18 protein-coding genes are annotated in these 19,711 nt (G+C 68.0%); 12 read left to right on the top strand and 6 right to left on the bottom strand.

The genetic code is table 11. The annotated features are described in order from the left end of the window. Window positions 1–3: 3 nt before the first annotated feature. The 4 genes from nuoL to ACYVF7_RS05755 are packed head-to-tail and all read left to right on the top strand — an operon-like array spanning window position 4 to window position 6,082. Window positions 4–1,935, top strand: a complete 1,932-nt coding sequence (gene nuoL, locus ACYVF7_RS05740; RefSeq protein ID WP_460357800.1) for an NADH-quinone oxidoreductase subunit L — start codon at window positions 4–6, stop codon at window positions 1,933–1,935. A gap of 40 nt (window positions 1,936–1,975) precedes the next feature. Beyond that, window positions 1,976–3,511 carry an NADH-quinone oxidoreductase subunit M gene (locus ACYVF7_RS05745; protein WP_460335944.1) on the top strand — a complete coding sequence of 512 codons (1,536 nt, stop codon included), beginning with the start codon at window positions 1,976–1,978 and terminating at the stop codon, window positions 3,509–3,511. Continuing rightward, entirely contained in the window at window positions 3,508–5,070 is a 1,563-nt protein-coding gene (gene nuoN, locus ACYVF7_RS05750) for an NADH-quinone oxidoreductase subunit NuoN (protein ID WP_460335947.1), read from the top strand. The genes ACYVF7_RS05745 and nuoN overlap by 4 nt, the downstream gene beginning before the upstream one ends. A 16-nt stretch (window positions 5,071–5,086) precedes the next feature. Next, a complete protein-coding gene (locus ACYVF7_RS05755; protein WP_460335951.1) occupies window positions 5,087–6,082 on the top strand; it encodes a polyprenyl synthetase family protein in 996 nt (331 codons plus the stop codon). A gap of 22 nt (window positions 6,083–6,104) precedes the next feature. On the opposite strand, the gene ACYVF7_RS05760 is transcribed toward ACYVF7_RS05755, so the two are convergent. Further along, window positions 6,105–6,677, bottom strand: coding sequence for a hypothetical protein (locus ACYVF7_RS05760; RefSeq protein ID WP_460335954.1), 573 nt, complete (start codon window positions 6,675–6,677; stop codon window positions 6,105–6,107). Window positions 6,678–6,948: 271 nt separating this feature from the next. Here ACYVF7_RS05760 and ACYVF7_RS05765 point away from each other — a divergent pair, with 271 nt between their 5' ends. The 3 genes from ACYVF7_RS05765 to ACYVF7_RS05775 all read left to right on the top strand — a co-directional run bounded on the left by ACYVF7_RS05765 (window position 6,949) and on the right by ACYVF7_RS05775 (window position 9,906). Next, window positions 6,949–7,767, top strand: coding sequence for a trypsin-like serine peptidase (locus ACYVF7_RS05765; protein ID WP_460335957.1), 819 nt, complete (start codon window positions 6,949–6,951; stop codon window positions 7,765–7,767). Window positions 7,768–7,892: 125 nt separating this feature from the next. Beyond that, the gene (locus ACYVF7_RS05770) at window positions 7,893–8,798 is read left to right on the top strand and encodes a trypsin-like serine peptidase (RefSeq protein WP_460335960.1); all 906 of its coding nucleotides are present in this window, start codon (window positions 7,893–7,895) and stop codon (window positions 8,796–8,798) included. Between the two features lie 223 nt (window positions 8,799–9,021). Continuing rightward, on the top strand, window positions 9,022–9,906 hold the full coding sequence (locus tag ACYVF7_RS05775; RefSeq protein ID WP_460335963.1) for a trypsin-like serine peptidase: 885 nt from the start codon (window positions 9,022–9,024) through the stop codon (window positions 9,904–9,906). 284 nt (window positions 9,907–10,190) lie between these two features. Here the strand turns inward: ACYVF7_RS05775 and ACYVF7_RS05780 are convergent, their stop codons facing one another. Continuing rightward, window positions 10,191–10,556 (bottom strand): hypothetical protein, encoded by a 366-nt coding sequence (locus ACYVF7_RS05780; RefSeq protein ID WP_460335966.1) that lies wholly within the window; start codon window positions 10,554–10,556, stop codon window positions 10,191–10,193. Window positions 10,557–10,571: 15 nt separating this feature from the next. Here ACYVF7_RS05780 and ACYVF7_RS05785 point away from each other — a divergent pair, with 15 nt between their 5' ends. Next, entirely contained in the window at window positions 10,572–11,165 is a 594-nt protein-coding gene (locus tag ACYVF7_RS05785) for a trypsin-like serine peptidase (RefSeq protein WP_460335969.1), read from the top strand. 6 nt (window positions 11,166–11,171) lie between these two features. On the opposite strand, the gene rarD is transcribed toward ACYVF7_RS05785, so the two are convergent. After that, the gene (gene rarD, locus ACYVF7_RS05790) at window positions 11,172–12,077 is read right to left on the bottom strand and encodes an EamA family transporter RarD (protein WP_460335972.1); all 906 of its coding nucleotides are present in this window, start codon (window positions 12,075–12,077) and stop codon (window positions 11,172–11,174) included. A gap of 103 nt (window positions 12,078–12,180) precedes the next feature. Here rarD and msrA point away from each other — a divergent pair, with 103 nt between their 5' ends. The 4 genes from msrA to ACYVF7_RS05810 all read left to right on the top strand — a co-directional run bounded on the left by msrA (window position 12,181) and on the right by ACYVF7_RS05810 (window position 15,023). Beyond that, window positions 12,181–12,837, top strand: a complete 657-nt coding sequence (msrA, locus tag ACYVF7_RS05795; protein WP_460335975.1) for a peptide-methionine (S)-S-oxide reductase MsrA — start codon at window positions 12,181–12,183, stop codon at window positions 12,835–12,837. A gap of 6 nt (window positions 12,838–12,843) precedes the next feature. Beyond that, window positions 12,844–13,362: a flavoprotein gene (locus tag ACYVF7_RS05800; protein ID WP_460335978.1), complete on the top strand. Its 519-nt coding sequence runs from the start codon at window positions 12,844–12,846 to the stop codon at window positions 13,360–13,362. A 20-nt stretch (window positions 13,363–13,382) separates the two neighbouring features. Then, entirely contained in the window at window positions 13,383–14,600 is a 1,218-nt protein-coding gene (locus tag ACYVF7_RS05805; protein ID WP_460335981.1) for a helix-turn-helix domain-containing protein, read from the top strand. Window positions 14,601–14,675: 75 nt separating this feature from the next. Next, complete coding sequence (locus ACYVF7_RS05810) at window positions 14,676–15,023, top strand: hypothetical protein (RefSeq protein ID WP_460335984.1); 348 nt, start codon at window positions 14,676–14,678, stop codon at window positions 15,021–15,023. A 967-nt stretch (window positions 15,024–15,990) separates the two neighbouring features. Here ACYVF7_RS05810 and ACYVF7_RS05815 read toward each other — a convergent pair. The 3 genes from ACYVF7_RS05815 to ACYVF7_RS05825 form a co-directional block, all read right to left on the bottom strand. Then, entirely contained in the window at window positions 15,991–17,424 is a 1,434-nt protein-coding gene (locus ACYVF7_RS05815) for a replication initiator (protein WP_460335987.1), read from the bottom strand. Beyond that, window positions 17,421–17,600, bottom strand: a complete 180-nt coding sequence (locus tag ACYVF7_RS05820; RefSeq protein ID WP_460335989.1) for a hypothetical protein — start codon at window positions 17,598–17,600, stop codon at window positions 17,421–17,423. The genes ACYVF7_RS05815 and ACYVF7_RS05820 overlap by 4 nt, the downstream gene beginning before the upstream one ends. Window positions 17,601–18,168: 568 nt before the next feature. Further along, window positions 18,169–19,689, bottom strand: coding sequence for a recombinase family protein (locus ACYVF7_RS05825; RefSeq protein ID WP_460335992.1), 1,521 nt, complete (start codon window positions 19,687–19,689; stop codon window positions 18,169–18,171). Window positions 19,690–19,711 lie beyond the last annotated feature (22 nt).

The raw sequence follows: 19,711 nt of genomic DNA on the forward strand, positions 1-19,711 counted from the left end.
ACGATGAACGCTGTTCTTGCCGCCGCGGGGCCGGAACTCCACCCCCAGGCGGCCGAGGGCGTCCAGTCCGCCGCCTGGCTGCTGATCGCCCTGCCGCTGGCCGGCGCGGCGATCCTGCTGCTGAGCGGGCGCCGCACCGACAAGTGGGGCCACCTGCTGGGCACCGCGATGTCCCTCGGGGCCTTCGTCGTCGGTGTCCTCGCGTTCGTGCAGATGCTGGGCCAGGGGGCCGAGGGGCGCAGTCGGTTCGTGCACCTCTTCGAGTACATCCCGGCCGGCTCCCTGAAGATCAATATGAACCTGCTGATCGACCCACTGTCGATCAGCTTCGTGCTGTTGATCACAGGCGTCGGCTCGCTGATCCACATCTATTCGATCGGCTACATGAGCCACGACCCGGACCGGCGGCGGTTCTTCGCCTACCTGAACCTGTTCGTGGCGGCGATGCTGCTGCTCGTGCTCGCCGACAACTACGTCGGCCTGTACATCGGCTGGGAGGGCGTCGGTCTCGCCTCGTACCTGCTGATCGGGTTCTGGCAGCACAAGCCGAGCGCGGCGACGGCGGCCAAGAAGGCGTTCATCGTCAACCGGGTCGGCGACTTCGGCCTCTCGGTCGGGATCATGGTGATGTTCGCGACGTTCGGCTCGCTGAGCTACCAGGACGTCTTCGGCCACGCCTCGCAGGCGTCGCAGGGCACCATCACCGCGATCGGCCTGCTGCTCCTGCTCGGCGCCTGCGGTAAGTCCGCCCAGCTGCCGCTGCAGTCCTGGCTGCTGGACGCCATGGAGGGCCCGACCCCGGTGTCGGCGCTCATCCACGCGGCGACCATGGTCACCGCGGGCGTCTACCTGATCGTCCGCTCCCACGCGATCTTCGAGCTGTCGGCGGACGCGCGGCTGCTCGTCACGATCGTCGGCGTCGCCACACTGCTCGCCGGTGCGCTCATCGGTTGCGCCAAGGACGACATCAAGAAGGCCCTCGCCGGCTCGACGATGTCGCAGATCGGCTACATGGTGCTGGCCGCCGGCCTCGGCCCGGCCGGCTACGTCTTCGCGATCGCGCACCTCATCGCGCACGGCTTCTTCAAGGCCGGCCTGTTCCTCGGTGCCGGCTCGGTCATGCACGCGATGAACGACGACGTCGACATGCGCAAGTACGGCGGCCTGCGGAAGGTCATGCCGATCACGTTCGCGACGTTCGGCCTCGGCTACCTCGCCATCATCGGCTTCCCCGGCCTGTCCGGCTGGTGGACCAAGGACGGCATCATCGACGCCGCCTTCGAGAAGGGCGGCACGTCCGGTCAGATCCTCGGCTGGCTCGCGCTGCTCGGCGCCGGCATCACCGCGTACTACATGTCCCGCGTGATGTTCATGACGTTCTTCGGCGAGCCGCGCTGGGACGAGGACGTGCACCCGCACGAGTCGCCGAAGGTCATGACGATCCCGCTGATCTTCCTCGCCATCGGCTCGATCGCGGGCGGCGCCTTCCTCATCGCCGGCGACCGGTTCGCGAAGTTCCTCGCACCGGTCGTGGGCGAGCCCGAGGCGGCGCACAAGCTGATCACGCCGTACACGATCGTCGTGTTCGCGCTCATGGTGGTCGGCATCGGCATCGCGTACCTGCAGTACCTGCGACGCCCGGTCCCGCGCACCGCCCCGGCGGGCAACCCCGCCGTCACCTTCGCCCGCAAGGACCTGTACGGCGACGCGCTCAACGAGTCGCTGTTCATGCGGCCCGGCCAGTGGCTGACCCGCCTCACCGTCTACTTCGACAACCGCGGCGTCGACGGCATCGTCAACGGCCTCGCCGCGCTCATCGGAGGGACGTCCGGGAGGGTGCGGCGCGTGCAGACCGGCTTCGTCCGCTCGTACGCACTGTCCATGTTCGTCGGCGCTGCCCTCGTGGTCGGTGCCCTGTTCCTGGTGAGGATCTAGTGGTCGCCACGACTTCCCTGCCGCACCGGAAGGTCGCCTCATGCTGACTGCCCTCATCGCGATACCCGCCATCGGGGCGCTGCTGGTCGCACTGCTGCCGAAGGGCCGTGACCTGCTGGCCAAGCAGGTCGCGCTCGTCGTCACGCTCGTCGTGGCGGTGCTGTCCATCGTCATGGCGGTGCAGTTCAAGACGGACGGCGCGCGCTTCCAGTTCACCGAGAAGTACTGGTGGATCAAGCAGTTCGGTGTGCACTACGCGGTCGGCGTCGACGGCGTCGCGCTCGTGCTGGTCCTGCTGTCGACGATCCTCGTGCCGCTCGTCGTGCTGGCCTCCTGGAACGACGCGGAGCGCTCGGGCGGCGTAGACGCCCCGCCGAAGCGGTCGGTGAAGACCTACTTCGCGCTGCTGCTCACCCTCGAGGCGATGATGATCGGCGTCTTCGCGGCGACCGACATCTTCCTCTTCTACGTCTTCTTCGAGGCGATGCTGATCCCGGTGTACTTCATCATCGGGTCCTACGGCGGGCCGCAGCGCTCGTACGCCGCGGTCAAGTTCCTGCTGTACTCGCTGTTCGGCGGCCTGCTGATGCTCGCCGCCGTCATCGGCCTGTACGTCGTGTCGGCCAACGCCGGCCACGGCACGTTCCTGTTCACGGAACTGCGGAACCTCCACATCGAGCCGACCACCGCCAAGTGGCTGTTCCTCGGCTTCTTCATCGCCTTCGCGATCAAGGCGCCGCTGGTGCCGTTCCACACCTGGCTGCCGGACGCCGCGGGCCAGGCGCCCGCCGGCGCCGCCGTGCTGCTCGTCGGCGTGCTCGACAAGGTCGGCACGTACGGGATGCTGCGGTTCTGCCTGGAGCTGTTCCCGGGCGCGGCCAAGTGGTTCACGCCGGTCGTGCTGACCCTGTCGGTGATCGGCATCGTGTACGGCGCGGTCCTCGCGATCGGCCAGGTCGACATCAAGCGCCTGATCGCCTACACGTCGATCTCCCACTTCGGCTTCATCACGCTGGGCATCTTCGCGATGACCACGCAGGGCCAGAGTGGCGCGACGCTGTACATGGTCAACCACGGGTTCTCGACCGGCGCGCTGTTCCTGCTCGCCGGGTTCATGATCTCCCGTCGCGGGTCGGCGCGGATCGACGCGTACGGCGGCGTGCAGAAGGTCGCGCCGCTGCTGGCCGGGACCTTCCTCGTCGCGGGTCTGTCCGGCCTGTCGCTGCCGGGTCTGTCGAGCTTCGTCTCGGAGTTCCTGGTCCTGGTCGGCACGTTCACCCGCTACAAGGTGCCCGCGGTCATCGCGACGGTCGGCATCATCCTGGCCGCCGTCTACATCCTGTGGATGTACCAGCGGACGATGAACGGCCCGACCGCCGAGGCGGTCAAGGGCATGAGCGACCTGTCCAAGCGCGAGCTGATCGTCGTCGCGCCGATCATCGCGATCATCGTCGCGCTCGGCTTCTACCCGAAGCCGGTGCTGGACGTCATCAACCCGTCGGTGAAGCAGACCCTGGTCCAGGTCCACCAGCAGGACCCGAAGCCGACGATCGCCGAGAAGGGAAGCCACCAGTGACACCCGTGGTACTCGCGGCCGGGGATATTCCAGCTCCCCACCTCGAATACGGGCGGCTCGCCCCGATCCTGATCGTGCTCGGGGCGGCGGCCGTCGGCGTGCTCGTCGAGGCCCTCGCGCCCCGCGCCCAGCGGTACGGGCTGCAGGTCCTGGTCGCGTCGGTCGGCCTGGTCGCGGCGTTCGCCTGGACGATCGCGCTCGGCCTCGGCGACCAGCCGCACCACGTCGCCGCGATGGGCGCGATCGGCGTCGACGGGCCGACCCTGTTCATCCAGGGCACGATCCTCGTCCTCGCCATCATGTCGTTGCTGCTGATCGCCGAGCGGACGCACGAGGCCAGCCCGTTCACGGCGCAGGCCTCCACGGTGCCCGGCAGCCCCGAGGAGCGGGAGAGCCTCGTCGCGGGCCTCGTGCAGACCGAGGTCTTCCCGCTGGTGATGTTCGCCGTCAGCGGCATGCTGATCTTCCCGGCGTCGAACGACCTGCTGACGATGTTCGTGGCCCTGGAGGTCATGTCGCTGCCGCTGTACCTGCTGTGCGGCCTCGCGCGGCGCCGCCGTCTCCTGTCGCAGGAGGCCGCGGTGAAGTACTTCCTGCTCGGCGCGTTCTCCTCGGCGTTCTTCCTCTACGGCACCGCGCTGCTGTACGGCTTCGCCGGCTCGGTCCGGCTGTCGGACATCGCCGCCGCGATCAGCAAGCAGAGCGGCACCGAGCCGCTGCTGCTCGCGGGCGTCGCGCTGCTCTCGGTCGGCCTGCTGTTCAAGATGGGCGCCGCGCCGTTCCAGGCGTGGAAGCCGGACGTGTACCAGGGCGCCCCGACGGCGATCACCGCGCTGATGGCCTCCTGCACCGTGGTCGCCGCGGTCGGTGCCGTCCTGCGGGTGTTCTACGTCGGCCTGGAGACGCTGCGCTGGGACTGGCGGCCGATGATGTGGGCCATCGCCATCCTCACCATGCTGGTCGGCGCGGTCGTCGCGATCACGCAGACCGACGTGAAGCGGATGCTCGCCTACTCCTCGATCGCGCACGGCGGCTTCCTGCTGACGGGCGTCGTCGCGACCAACAAGGCGGGCCTGTCCAGCACGCTGTTCTACCTGGCCGCGTACGGCTTCACGACCGTCGGCGCCTTCGCCGTCATCACGATGGTCCGGGACGCCGGCGGCGAGGCCGGGCACCTGTCCCGCTGGGCGGGGCTCGGCAAGCGCCAGCCGCTCATCGCGGGGACGTTCGCGTTCTTCCTGCTCGCGTTCGCCGGTATCCCGCTGACCAGTGGGTTCACCGGTAAGTTCGCGGTGTTCCAGGCCGCGGTCGCCGGCGGCGCGCTGCCGCTCGTGATCGTCGGTGTGATCTCCTCCGCGATCGCCGCGTTCTTCTACGTCCGGGTGATCGTGCTGATGTTCTTCAGCGACCCGGCGGCGGACGGGCCCACCGTGGCGTTCAGCCCGACGACCGCGGCTGCTGTCGGAGTTGGGGCGTTCGTTACTCTGGTCCTCGGTGTGGTTCCCGGCCCTGCGCTGCACCTGGCGCAGTCGGCCGCAAACCAGTTGTTCGTTCGCTGACCCCTGGGGAGAGTCTGTGAGTAGTGCCCTTCTGGGCCTTCCGGCCGTCGATGACATACTCGCAGCGAATGTCCAGGGGCGACTGACAGACGTCGAGGAGGCGCTGCGGGACACCGTGAAGAGCGACTACGCGCTCATCACGGATGCCTCGCGGCACCTCGCCGACGCGGGCGGCAAGCGGTTCCGGCCGATGCTGGTGCTCCTCGCCGCCCAGTTCGGCGACCCGTCCGCACCCGGGGTCATCCCGGTGGCGGTCGTGGTCGAGCTGACCCACCTGGCGACGCTCTACCACGACGACGTGATGGACGAGGCGGTGATGCGCCGGGGTCAGGTGTCGGCCAACTCCCGGTGGAACAACACCATCGCCATCCTCACCGGCGACTTCCTCTTTGCCCGCGCCTCCGACCTGCTGGCCGATCTCGGGCCGGAGGCCGTGCGCATCCAGGCGCGCACCTTCGCCCGGCTGGTCCAGGGCCAGATCCAGGAGACCGCCGGCCCGGCCGAGGGCGCCGACCCGCTCGAGCACTACATCGAGGTGGTGGCGGGCAAGACCGGCTCGCTGATCGCCGCGTCGGCGCACCTGGGCTCGCTCCTGGCCGGCGCCGCTCCGGAGGTCGTCACGACGCTGACGTCGGCCTGCGAGAAGATCGGGGTCGCGTTCCAGCTGTCCGACGACATCCTCGACATCGCCTCGGAGTCGGAGGAGTCGGGCAAGACCCCCGGCACCGACCTGCGCGAGGGCATCCGCACGCTGCCGGTGCTGCACGTCCTGCGCTCGGCGGCGGACGAGGACACCCGCCTGCGCGAGCTGTTGTCCGCCGACCTCACCGACGACGCCGCGCACGCCGAGGCGCTCGCTCTGCTGCGCGCGCACCCGGCGATGGACTACGCCCGCGCCGACCTGCGCCGGTGGGTCGACGAGGCCCGTGCGGAGCTGCTGACCCTCCCCGACGTGCCCGCGCGGGCGGCGTTCCTCGCTCTCTGCGACTTCGTCCTGACGCGTACCAGCTAGTCACGCCGGCGGCGGGCGAGAGTCAGTCGCGCCGGCGGCGGGCGAGCAGGATCCCCGCGCCGCCGAAGACCAGCACGGCCATGACCCCGCCGATGGCCAGGAACGGCATGTTGGAGCTCTTCTTGCTCGACGCGGCGGGGCTGGCGTTGAGCGTGGCCGTGGACGACGTGGGGTGCGGCGACGCATGGCCGGGGGTCGCCTGCGACGTGACGGGCTTGTGGGTCTGCTTGCCGGGCGTCTCGGGCCTGCTGCCGGCCTTGGCGACGACGACGATCTGACCGCGGACCGTACGGCCGTTGCCGCACGACGCGGTGATGGCGTACGTGCCGGGACGCAGGTCCTTCTTGAGCCGCGGGTCGCCGTCACCGGTGTCCGCCTTGCCGTAGAGCGTCACGTCGCGGGTGAACGCCTCCGACTTCGCGATGTGCGGCGTCGGGCCGACGCTGCAGTCGGGAACGGAGATGTGGATCCGCTGCCCCGCATGCGGCGTGTTCGGTGTCACATCGATGCCCTGCGCGGCGGCGGGCGCGGCGCCCAGACCGGTCGCCACGACGGCCGCAACGGTGGCCGTGACGGCCTTACGCGCTGGTCGCACTGCTTCCTCCTCCGAGCCTCGCGGGCTCTCACCCCCGCTGTGCGGGTGGCGTCAGGTCAACCCCGGAACATGCAAGTTACTGCATATCTTGATCAAGCGCCGAGAGGTTAGGGCTACGCTATTGATTCGCTTTGCTGGTGTTAACGGTTGTCAATAGACGGGGTAGCTGGTGCGGTCGACGAGGATCCTCCCGATTGTCCTGATTCCGGCGACGTTGGTCACTCTTGCGGGACCGGCGCTCGCCGGACCCGCCAATGAGGACGGTACTCCGGTGACCGTCCAGGCGGACGATCCGTACGGTCTTGCCGACCCGGCCACGTTGGCGTTCTGGACCGTCAAGCGCATGGCGGCGGCGACGCCGCTCGACGGCCGGCCGACGCAGGCCCTGCCGACCGGCAAGATGGGCATCGCGTCCAGCACGCCGACCGCGCACACGTGGACCGGCAGCCCGGTGGTCGGCGCGCTGTTCCTGAGCAACGGCAGCGGCAGCCACTACTGCACCGCCAGCGTCGTCAGCACGCCCAAGAAGAGCCTCATCCTCACCGCCGGGCACTGCCTCTACGGCACCAAGGGCTGGGCCAAGAACATCGTCTTCGTGCCGCGCTACAGCGCGGGCAGCCGCCCGTACGGCGCCTGGACCATCAAGTACATGTACGTCGACTCGCGCTGGAAGAAGAACCGCGACCCGGACCTCGACTTCGGCTTCGCGGTGGTCGGCACGCGCAACGGCAGCAAGATCGCGGACGTCGTCGGCGCGAACCGGCTCGTGATCAACCAGGGCTACACCAACCGGGTCCGCGTCATCGGCTACCCGATGAAGAAGTACGCCTCCGTCGACAAGCCGATCTACTGCACGGTGACCACCCACAAGGCCTTCAAGTACCAGATCAAGTTCGACTGCAACGGCTTCTACGGCGGTACCAGCGGCAGTCCTTGGCTGAAGAATTACAACACCACCACCCGGCGCGGCGACGTGATGGGCGTGATCGGCGGCTACCAGGAGGGCGGCAAGTACGACTGGCGCTCCTACAGCTCGGTCTTCGACAAGGACATCAACCACCTCTTCACCACCGCCAAGAACCGCGGCTAGAGCGCGCGCCCGGCTGCGCGAGCTCGGCCCGGTCCGCGACACGGCCGCCGAAAACCCGGCGGCGGCGCGGCGATGATGCGATAGTTCGTTATCGTGTACGCCTGCGCACGGAGGGTGAGTCACCGGTGAAGACCAGACGACTGTGCTGCGCCGTCCTGACCGGCCTGGTGTCGCTCACTCCCACCTCGCAGGCCTGGGCCGCCGGAAGGCACGGCTCCCGCCCCGTCGCCTTCGTCGACCCCGCCGTCGGCGCGCGCAGCGCCGGCTACTGGACGGCGGCCCTCATGGCGTCGGCGACCCCTCTCGACCCGCGGGACGTGCGCCTGGCGCAGCGGGCCGGGCCGCCGGCGGTGGTTCCTTCGGCCGTCCCCACGGGCGGCAGCCGCGTCGTCGGAGCGCTCTTCTTCGGCAGCGGCAGTGGCCGGCACTACTGCACCGCCAGCGTCGTCGACTCTCCCAAGAGGAACCTCCTCATCACGGCGGCCCACTGCCTGTACAACCCGAGCAGCCACACGTGGAACAACCACATCGTCTTCGTCCCGAAGTACAGCCAGGGCCGCCGTCCGTACGGCACCTGGCCGGTCTGGCTGATGGTGGCGGACCAGCGCTGGCTCGACCACGGCGACCAGGACGCCGACGTCGGGTTCGCCGCCGTACAGGTGATGGACGGCCGGCGCATCGCCGACGTCGTCGGGGCGAACGAGATGCTCGTGAACACGGGCTACTCCAACCGCGTCACCGTCATCGGCTACCCGTCGAGGGCCAACTACCCGAGCGACCGGCCGATCCGCTGCACCGGCCACTCGTACCGGCAGGACGACCGCCAGCTCCGCTTCGACTGCGGCGGCTTCACCGGCGGCACCAGCGGCAGCCCGTGGATCGCCGAGTACGACGACCAGGCGCAGCGCGGCTACGTGATCGGTGTGATCGGCGGCTATCAGCGCGGCGGCGAGTACGACTGGCGGTCGTACAGCCCGCTGTTCGACGACGACATCGGCCGTCTCGCCGTCACCGCGAACAACCAGGCCTGAGCGCCAGGAGGCGGCCTCGCGCGCGCTCGCGGCCCGTGCCGCGCGTGCGTCCGCATGTGGCCGCGCGCGGCTACGGTGGCCTTTCTGACCTGCGGATACGCCGAATCGGTCGCCCGGGGCGAACGGTGTAAAAGTAATGATCACCTAAAGTCGTCAGGTTTCGCCTAAATGATCATGGAATAGTGCGGCGTCGCACTATTTTCGATCATGAAAGCAGGGCCTGGTGAAGATCAGACCAATGCTCCAGGGCGCGCTCCTGACCGCGTCGGTGTTCTCCCTCGCGGTGCCGGCCGCCGCGGCCGACACCGACACCGTACGGGCGGTGACCCACGATCAGGACACCGCACAGACCGCCGCATACTGGACCGTCTCCCGGATGGCGTCCGCCACCGCGGAGGGGACCAAGTCATCGGGGAAGACCCCGGATCTGCCCGGAACGAAGAACCCGACGCAGAGCCATGCCAACAAGGTCGTCGGCGCGGTTTTCTACCACAACGGCAGCGGCGACCACTACTGCACCGGCAGCGTCATCCACACGGAGGGCAGGAACGCCGTCCTCACGGCCGGGCACTGCCTCTACGACGTGCACAAGCACCGCTACTTCAGCAACATCGCCTTCGTGCCGGGCTACAACACCTCCCGGCCGAGGCCGTACGGTACCTGGCCCGTTCGCAGGATGTACCTGGACGGGCGCTGGACCGGCCACGGCGACCCCGACCTCGACTTCGGCTTCGTCTCGGTCGGCACGGTGGGGGGACGCCACATCGAGAACGTGGTCGGGGCCAACAAGTTCCGCGCGACTCAGGGCTTCCACAAGTGGGTCACGGTCATCGGTTACCCGCAGAAGAAGTACTACCACGCCGACCGGCCGATCCAGTGCTCCAACTGGACGTTCAAGCACTCGACGTTCCAGCAGGGCTTCGACTGCAATGGCTACTACGACGGCACCAGCGGCAGCCCGTGGATCATCAACTACAACCCCCACACGCAGAGCGGGTACGTCATCGGCGCGCTCGGCGGTTACCAGGCGGGTGGTGCCACCCCCTCGCGGTCCTACAGCGCCGTCTTCGACAGCGACGCCGCCAGCCTCCTCACCAAGGTGAACTGACTCAGGCCGCCTCGGCAACGGGCTCCGGCCGGACCACCGCGCGCCGCTTGGAGCGGGCGGTGCGGAACCCGTCCACGCTGAGGATCACCAGAGCCGCCTAGGTCGGCAGTAGCTTGACCCGCCGGCACGGCCAACGACCGGGCCGGACCTCGCCCTTGGGGGCGTCCGCATCCGGCCAGGATGCGGCGCGATGCCGATCTACTGACCAGCGGGAAATGCCCCATGTCGGGCGAACGAAACGGAGGACCGGGCGATCTGATCACCCGAAACCATGGCATGATGCCTTAATGATCATGAAATAGTGCGGCGTCGAACTGTTTCCGATCATGAAAGTGCAGGAGCCTGGTGAAGATCAGACGAATGCTCCAAGGCGCGCTGCTGACGGCGTCGCTCCTCTCGATGGCGGCACCGCCAGCGATGGCCGCCGGGGACGGCAGCGCGGTGCACCCGGTGAGCCACGTCGAGAAGAACACCTCACAGATCACCAAGTACTGGACTCCGGCGCGAATGGCGACCGCCTCGCCGGTGACCAGCCGGGACGACAAGACGCTTCTGCCGGCCGGCCCCCGCCCGGCACGCCGTCCGCAACGTACAGCAGCGGCAGCAAGGTCATCGGCGCGCTCTTCTTCAACAACGGCAGCGGCGGCCACTACTGCACCGCCAGCGTGATCAACGCGTCGCAGCAGAACCTGCTCCTGACCGCGGCGCACTGCCTGTACGACCCGGACAAGCACCGTTGGAACAGCAACGTCGCGTTCGTCCCCGGCTACAGTGCGGGGCACCGGCCGCACGGCGTCTGGCCCATCTGGATGATGGCGGTCGACAAGCGCTGGACCGGCAACACCGACCAGGACCTCGACTTCGGCTTCGCCGCCGTCAACGGCCGCATCGCCCACACCCTCGGCTACAACACGATCTGGATCAACGAGGGATTCCATCGATGGGTGACGATCATCGGCTACCCGTCGCGGGCCCACAACCACAATCCGCCGGACAAGCCGATCCAGTGCACCAACTACACGTTCAAGCAGGCGAAGTACCAGCAGGGCTTCGATTGCAAGGGCTTCTATAACGGCACGAGCGGCAGCCCGTGGATGTTGAGTTACGACAGCCGCAGGCAGACCGGGTACGTGATCGGCGCGCTCGGCGGTTACCAGCGAGGCGGCGCGTACGACTGGCGGTCCTACAGCGCCGTCTTCGACAACGACATTCTCAAGCTCAGGAAATACGCCAACGACTGCCAGCCCTCGCACTGCTGAGGGCCGTCAGGCCGCCTCGGCAACGGGCTCCGGCCGGACCACCGCGCGCCGCTTGGAGCGGGCGGTGCGGAGCCCGTCCACGCTGAGGATCACCAGGGATGCCCATACCAGCAGGAACCCGACCCACCGGCTCGCCGGCATCGCCTCGTGCTGGACCAGCAGCCCGATCAGGAACTGCAGCACGGGTGTCAGGTACTGCAGCATGCCGATCATGGTGAGCGGCACTCGCGTCGCCGCGGTGTTGAAGAGCATCAGCGGGATCGCCGTCACCACACCGGCGCCGACGAGCAGGGCGACATGCCCGGCCCCGTGCCCGGTGAACGTCTGATGCGGCGCGAACAGCGTGTACCCCAGGGCGGGCAGGAACAGCACCCCCGTCTCCACCGTCAGGCTCTCCGCCGATCCCGTGGCCGCGAACTTCTTGACCAGGCCGTACGTGCCGAAACTGCAGGCCAGCAGCAGCGCGATCCACGGCGGCCGGCCGTAGTCCGCGGCGAGGACCGCGACGGCGACCACGCTGATCCCGACCGCCGCCCACTGCCAGGAGCGCAGCCGTTCCCGGAAGATCAGGACGCCGAGCAGCACGCTGACCAGCGGGTTGATGAAGTAGCCGAGGGCCGCCTCGATTGTGTGCCCGTTGTTGACCGCGTAGATGTAAATGCCCCAGTTGACGGTGATGATCATCGCGGCGAGGGCCAGCAGCGCGATCCGCCGTGGCCGCATGGTCTTGAGCCAGGCCCAGTTCCGGCGCACGGTGAGGATCACCAGCACGGCGGCCAGCGACCACATCATGCGGTGGACGAGGATCTCGATCGGCCCGGCCGGCTTGAGCAGCGGCCAGTAGAGGGGGAACAAGCCCCACACGGTGTACGCCGCGATGCCGGACAGAATGCCACGACGGGTATCAGCCACGGATAAATGGTAGCAAGCCGTAATCAGCGTAAACACTGAACGGTACTGTCAAGCAATGCTTCACGGATGACGTCTCGTTTGCGCCGGGGGATAACCTGCAAGGGTGTTCGGATTCGCGAAGACGAAGATGATCAGCCCCGACGAGGCCCTGCCCGGACGGGACACTCCCATGCCGGTGGCCGAGCGGCACACGGTGCTCGGCACCCCACTCGCCCCGCCCTACCCGCCCGGCACCGCGATCGCCGAGTTCGGCGAAGGCTGCTTCTGGGGCGTCGAGCGCGCCTTCTGGAAGATCCCCGGCGTCGTGTCCACCTCCGTCGGTTACGCGGGCGGCTACACCAAGAACCCCACGTACGAAGAGGTATGCTCCGGCCAGACCGGCCACGCCGAGGTCGTCCGCGTCGTCTACGACCCGGCCAAGATCTCCTACGAGCAGCTGCTGAAGGCCTTCTGGGAGGGCCACGACCCGACCCAGGGCATGCGCCAGGGCAACGACGTCGGCACGCAGTACCGCTCGATCATCTTCTACCGCGACGCCGCCGAGCGCGACGCCGCCCTGGCCTCCCGCGACGCCTACCAGAAGGTCCTGACCGGGAGCGGCTACGGCGAGATCACCACCGAGATCGTCCCCGCTGGCGAGTTCTACTTCGCCGAGGACTACCACCAGCAGTATCTTTCAAGCGATAAAAACCCCAACGGCTACTGCGGCGTGGGCGGCACCGGTGTTAGTTGCCCGGTGGGCGTGGCACGCGCCGAGTAGTAGGGCGTGACCTCGGGCGGGGTCCTCTACATCGTGGTGTGTGCCGCTCCGGCGGCCTCCGGCGTTGAGGACCTGGTGCTCCTTGCGCAGGCGGCGGGATGGCGTGTCCATGTGATCGCCACTCCGCTGGGCCTGCGCTTCATCGATGCCGACCGGCTCGCCTCGTTGACCGGTGAGCCGGTGCGGAGCGAGTGGCGCATGCCGGGAGAGCCTAAGGCGCTGCCTCCGGCCGATGCGGCGATCGTCGCTCCGGCGACCTTCAACACGATCAACAAGTGGGCGACCGGCATCACCGACACGTTCGCCGTCGGTGTGCTGTGTGAGCTGGCGGGATTCGGTGTCCCGATCGTGGCGGTTCCGCTGCTCAAGGATGCGCTCGCCCGGCATGTGACGTTCGGTCCCAACCTCGACGCGTTGCGTTCGATGGGCGTGCGGGTGCTGTTCGATCCGTCTGCGCCGCCGGATGCCCGTATGCCACCCTGGGGGCAGATCCTCACAGAGCTTGACGCACTTCGGGCACCGTAGCCCCTGGCGAAAGGCACAGCGTGGACGCTCGCGCCGAGATCGGTCGTCGGATCGCCCGCCAGAGGCGGCGGCGAGGATTGAGCCAGGCCGTGCTGGCCCAACTCGTCGGGCGCTCCGAGAGTTGGCTGAGCCAGGTGGAGCGGGGCCTCCGATCGATCGATAGTCACTCGGTGCTTCTCCAACTCGCTGAGATCCTCGGCGTGGACATCAATCAGCTCACGCCAAGCGAGACGGGTACGGAGACGGTGAAGTACGAGCCGGTCGCGGGCATCCGCGACGCTATGACGCGATACGGAGCGCTGCCCGGAGTGATCAACTCGCGGGCGAAGGTCTATCGTCGGCCGAGCCTGCGGTGGCTGAGTCACGAAGTCCGCCGGATCAACAGCCTGTATCAGGCGGCCCGCTACGACGATGCTGGACGGCTGCTGCCAGGTCTGATCGAGACGGTAGAGGAGTCGCGTCTGTCGTGTGCCGCTGCGGAGCGCCGGGCGGCTGACACCTTGCGAGCGCTCGTGTACCACTCGGTGACGATGACACTGAACCGAGTCGGTGAGCCGGAACTCGCCTGGGCGGCGGCGGACCGCTCGATCGCGGCGGCAGAGTCGGCGGAGCGTCCACTCCTGGCTGCCGTGAGCGCGTATCGGCTCGGGTACGTCCTGATCGGCCTCAAGCGTGCGGGGCAGGCGGAACATCTCTTGCTCGGTTCCGCCGATGCCCTCGCGGCTTCGAGCCGACGCGCCAAGCCTCCTGCGCTGTCCGTTCGCGGGGGCCTGCATCTGGCGGCGGCTACGGCGGCGGCAGCACGCTTCGACAGGGCAAGCACTGACCGGCATCTCCGGACGGCGCGAAGGATCGCGGAACAGGTCGGCGACGACCGTAACGACTTCTGGTCCGCGTTCGGACCGACCAACGTCGTCATTCACGAGGTGTCGGCCGCCGTCGCGTTCGGAGACGCCAAGCTCGCGCTCTCACGTGGCGAACCGTTGGACGTCCGGCAGTTGGGACCTGGTCTTCGTGGGCGGCGGGCTCAGGTGCTGCTCGACCTCGCGCGCGCCTACGGTCAGCAGCGCAAGGACGCAGCCGCGGTGCACACCCTGCTCAAGGCCGAGCAGATCTCACCGGAACTGATCCGGTACGACCCACGCACGAACGCGCTACTCACCGAACTTGTCCGGCGCGAACACCGTGTCAGCACCCCAGAGCTGAGAGGACTCGCGCGCCGGGCTGGCGTCGTCTGACCCGCACTAGATTGCGGCTTCTTTGCCCTTACCGCAGTGCGGGCCAGCTCGGTCCGGCGGCGAAATCCTCGGGCCATGGCAGCCCAAGAATCATCGCAGTCGATCCCCGAAGTACTCAGCCCCACGCAGGAAGAGCACGCGCGGGAGATGCGCCTCCTGGCTGATCTGGTGCGGGAACTGGTCGGCTTCGGGTTCCAGGTCGGGATGAGTGACGCGGGTCCGGCTGTGTTCATCCGCTCGGCCACGGGGCGGCTTGTCGTAGTGATCGCGGTGAGCGGTGACTACTTCGAGTGGAAGTCGGGGGATGACAGTCACCTGGTGACAGACCCGGCTGGTGCGGCTGCTGCCATTGCCGCGCATGTCTGGACACGGGCGGGTGAGGCATGGGCGGCACGGCGGACGGTTCCGGGTGAGTCGTCATGAGTTTCGGGTCCCCCGATCCGACGACGGTGGCGATCTTGACGTACCGCTTTCCGGGGGTGTCCCTGTGGTTCGGGGAAACGACCGGGTCGTGGTGGGCGCTGGTGCGGGTGTCGCGGGGCTGGCGACTCGTGGAAGCGGCGGACGTGGAGGAGCTGACGCGGGCGATCATTCAGGCGGAGTCCTGGCCGCGCCCATCTGCCGTCCGGGGCGATTTGGAAACAACGCGGTGGGATTGCCCGGTGGTCGGGCGAGTGCCGCGATAGACGGAGGGGCGGGCGGGATCTTTGGCCGGTGTCCTGCCTTGGGGTGGGAGACCGGGGGCACCTAAGCTCGCTGGCGATCTCGGGCATGCTTGCCTGCCCGCGTCTTCCCGAGTCGTGCCCCCGGTCTTAGGGACCCGCCCCAAGGGAGGTGGGTAAAGATCCCGTCCGTCCCGGCCCACAGGACCGCAGTGGACAGGACCGGAATCGATGGTGAGCGGTGCGGCCGGCGGAATGCCGTAGGCACCCGAAGGGCGAAGTTCGGCCGGCGGCACTGCGCCCCTGGACCGCAAAGCTGGCGGCGGTGCGGTGTGACGGTGACGTGCAGGCTCCGCGCGTGCGGTCATGCGAACGGCGGGCGGTCCGCCGCTCGGCTCGGGCGCGAACGGCCCCCAAGGCCGCACGCGCAAGCCCGAAGCCGAGGAGCGGACCGGGCGGCGGCGGGAGCGCCGCCGCCCGCCCCGGATCTGCTGAACGATCCTGACCTGTCCGACTCGGAACGCCTGCCATGCTTGCGGCTCGGTAGGCGCTGATGTCGCTCAGGCGGCCCGTGCCCTTCATGGTCTGCGCGCCAGCCGACCGGCGTCGGCCTCGCCGGAGCGGAGTCCGAACGGAGCCGTAGGCGAGGTGCCGAGTTGGCGGCGCGTGCGGCCCGGCAGGGCCGCCTTGACCCTGTAGAGAAAATCCTCGCCGATTCGACGCTTGGGCTAGCTGGCCTTCTGATCGTGGTCACGCTCTGTGGCTTGACGGCGGATACTGCGGGCGGCCTGGATGCGCTCCCTGGCCTGCTCCGCCCAGAAGTGCTCCCCGTGAAGCAGGCCGCTTCCGGCGTACCTCCAATTCGAGATGGTGACGGCGGGCCGGTCATCGCACTGCGCCTGTTCGTCCCGTTCGCTGGCCTCGGCCGCGCGGTGATCGGCTCGGGCCTGCCGTAGCCGCGTGAGAGTGGTCGAGTAGCGGCGGGACTTGGTGGAGAAGTGTCCTCCATAGCCGAGCATGTGCGCCCATTGGCGTAGCCGTAGATCCTGGTACTCGGGCAGTTCGGCCAGAGTGAAGCAGGTCCAGATCATCCGGCGGACGTGCTCATCGACCTTGAGTGCGTTGATCTGGTTCGCGTAGCGGATCGGCCGGTCAACGGTGCCGGAGTCTTCCGCTCCCTTGGTGGCGTACTTGGCGATGTAGCGGGCCACGTGCTTGTCGGCGATGCCGTCCAGCTCGGCGGCGACGTAGACGGGCTGGACGTCGAGTTGGCTGCCCCACTCGATCGTCAGCGGCAGGCTTGCTCCGTCCGGGTTCGCCACCGCGAATGCCAGTTCGGAGGCGGTGCGCTGGATCGCCTGGTCGAGCAATCCGGCGGTGGCCCATGGAGGCGGTGACTGATCGGGGCCGTCCGGTCCGTCCAGCCGAACGACCGCGTGGAAGTGGATCAGTCCTCGGCGCTGGTACTCGATGACTCGGGCATAGGAGACGCGGGCATGTTCGCGGAACGCCTTGCGCGTGATGCCGAGCTCGGCGGCGATCTGCTTCGGTAGGGCCTGTGTGAAGCGTCGCCACAGCTCTGGAGCGTAGGCGTTCCACAACACGGCGGCGGGGTAGTCGTAGCAGTCGGCGCAGATCGGCTGACCGACGATCGGGTCATCGGATTCATGGATGCGTCCGCATCCTTCGGGGCGGCCGTGGGGGCAGAGTGGCCGGTCTCTGCGGGGGCGGCACGCCATGCCCTTGCCCGCTTTCTCCTTGTGGGCGTGCACTCCTCCGAACGAGGGGGCGGTAAGTGTGACGAACACGCGTGGATGGCGGCTGACGGATTCGGGGACGTCTTTGCCTCCGGCGAGTCCGGAGATGATCAGGTGGTAAGTGTCGTCGCGGTAGACCTCGGCACATGCCGGACAGCGGGAGGCGCGCCGGTTCCCGCATGCGGTGAGCAGGTACCCGGTGGGCTCATCGTTGGTGCTGTACGACTCGATCAGCTCGCCCGTGTCGGCATCCAGCGTGAGGCGTTCGCCTTGTAGCCGGATCGGCTGTGAGCATCCGCCCGTTGCGCTGATCATCTGCTGCCAGCGGGCGAAGTCGGGCATCGCGGCTCGCTGGATGGCTGCTTGGACTTCTGCCGGTAGCTGCGGCATCTGCGGCGCGCTCATGCGGCATCCCGCAGTGGGTCGGTCTCGGCGGCCTGGTCGTGCTGGTCGGCTCCTGGATCAGCGGCAAGCTGCACTCCGAGGAGAATCCCGATCTTGTTCCACTTGGCCTCGCTCCAGCGGGGAGATCCGCTGGCCTGGCGCTTACCCCACGCGACTGCTTCCGGGCTCGGCTGCAACCCTGGCAACTCCTTCTTCCTCACGGATGGAAAGGAGCTCGCGCCGACTCCGGGACCGAAGACCCCTGATCAGGGCACGCTGACGCAGGCCTGTTGATCAAGACTTCCGGCGAGTGATTTCCGTGAGTGCTGTGTTGGCCAGGGCTCTAAGTATGTAAGGCTGTTTGGCGGAAACTTCCGCCCGGCGCCGATCCCGTTGGTGCCGAGAGCCCACCTCGGCGGCATGTGTTTTTGTGTCAGTTTTGTGCGGCTGTCGTTTTATGTGAGGTCCCCTCACGAGGACCCCGGCGGCAGGGAGCCGACCCCTGCCTCTCACTCGCCGTCCACAGAGTCGCGTTTGCGGCTCCGGCCTCTACTGTGCCACGCCTGCGCGAAGATCAAACCTGCGAAATCCCCTGTGGGCACGGGGTTTCTGCGGTGTCGCGTTGTCCGTAGGTGACCGCTGGCGTCCGGTGGCATCCGCTGGCGACTGGTGACGTACGGCTGCGGGATCGAAGCGAGTGAGGGAGATCACAAAGACAGAGACGCCCCGGCGTGTGGATGTCGGGGCGTCTTGGCCTGGCTGTGGTCAGTCTTCGCGCCAGATCGTCTCCAGCAGGTCGGGATTGAACCGGTTCCGGCTGCCGTTGCCTCGTCCGGCCGGATGAACGATCACGGCGTGCAGCGCTTCTCGGATGTAGGCGCGCTTCTGCGACAGGTCGAGACGGTCGTCGTCCGTCTCGGAGTACCAGCGGCGGCGGATGTCGGTCATGTTCGTGGCTGCGCGTTCGACGGTCAGCGCATGCCGCTCGCGTTCGGTGCGGAGTCGGTCTCGGTCGGCTTCGAGAGACGGGAGTTGTTCGAAATAGATTGAGCTGCTGATCTTGCGCTGTCGCCAATAGGCGCTCAGCTCTCGAATCTGTTCCTCGACTGCGGCCAGCTCTTCTTCTCCCGGCCATGGGCCGATGTTGTCGGCGGCGATGGCGCTGCGTTCCTCCAGCTTGGCTAGTACGGCTTCGGAGATGAACTCATCGACCTTGTCTCCGCGACGGGCGAGGCCACCACATCCACCTTCCGTCTTCGCGGGACAGGTGTAGAGGTGCTGCACGCAATGCTTCTGCCAGTTGATGCGGAGCTTCGCGTTGCAGAGTGAGCCGTCGGGGAGCACCTTGCCGCAGCGTAGGAACCCGGTGAGCAGGTACTTGTGTTCGTGGAAGTCATGACGCAGCACCGGGCCCACTGATCCGTCCTGCCGGACGGTGCGGCCCTTCCGCGCCGTGAAGATGGCGTTCATGGCCATCCACAGCTCCGGCGTGATGATGGCCTCCCACTTGCCCACCACGGGCTCACCATCCGGGCCGCGAACAAGCTCGCCGTTGATCATTCGCCAACCGCACAGCCGGGGATTCTGCAACATGACCTTGAGGGACGTCGTGGTCCAGGTCCGGCCCGTCGTCGTCTTCCGGCCGTCGCGTACCCACTGGCCGACGATCGAGTTGATGCTCCGGCCCGCCGCGAACTCCTCGGCGGCCTTGCGTACGAGCGGGGCCTCGATGGGGTCGAGTGTCCGGCGGTCAGCCTTCCACCCGAAGGGCCGGTTGCCTCCGGCCGGTGGCTCGCCTGCGAGTGCTCGTCGGCGGTGGTCGTTGCGCATCCGGCGTTGCATCTTCCGGACCTCGGCCTTCGAGATGACGGCACCGATCAGGCCGATGCTCTCGACGTCCTCGCTGTAGAGGTCCTTCCGGCCGCGCTGGTCGGCGAACACTCGCCCGTCCCGGTAGGTGATCGCTTCGACGAACCGCTCGTAGTCGCCTGGCCGTCGAGCGAGGCGGTCATCCGCCACCACGACGACCCCTTGCACGGGCCTGCCGTTCGGAAGCTTCCCGGACCGGAGGGCACGGACCATGGCCTCGAAGTCGTCGCGGACCACGTTGCTCTTGGCGGCGGACTTGTCGTTGTCGGTGAACTCGTGGACGACGGTCCAGCCGAAGCGCTCGGCCGTGGCGCGGTTGGTCGAGTGCTGGGCCTGGACGCCGTGCTCGTCGCGGTCGATGTCGGCGGAGATACGGGCGTAGGAGACGACGGGGATTTCGTCACGCTCTGCGACCATCGGGGGAGTCCTCCTTGTTATG

The sequence above is a fragment of the Actinoallomurus acanthiterrae genome, from assembly GCF_054775715.1.

What these genes read in the sequence shown, in the direction of transcription:
- nuoL (WP_460357800.1), top strand. Translation starts at nt 4, where the DNA reads ATGAACGCTGTTCTTGCCGCCGCGGGGCCGGAACTCCACCCCCAGGCG.
- ACYVF7_RS05745 (WP_460335944.1), top strand. Translation starts at nt 1,976, where the DNA reads ATGCTGACTGCCCTCATCGCGATACCCGCCATCGGGGCGCTGCTGGTC.
- ACYVF7_RS05810 (WP_460335984.1), top strand. Translation starts at nt 14,676, where the DNA reads ATGGCAGCCCAAGAATCATCGCAGTCGATCCCCGAAGTACTCAGCCCC.
- ACYVF7_RS05815 (WP_460335987.1), bottom strand. Translation starts at nt 17,424, where the DNA reads ATGAGCGCGCCGCAGATGCCGCAGCTACCGGCAGAAGTCCAAGCAGCC.
- ACYVF7_RS05825 (WP_460335992.1), bottom strand. Translation starts at nt 19,689, where the DNA reads ATGGTCGCAGAGCGTGACGAAATCCCCGTCGTCTCCTACGCCCGTATC.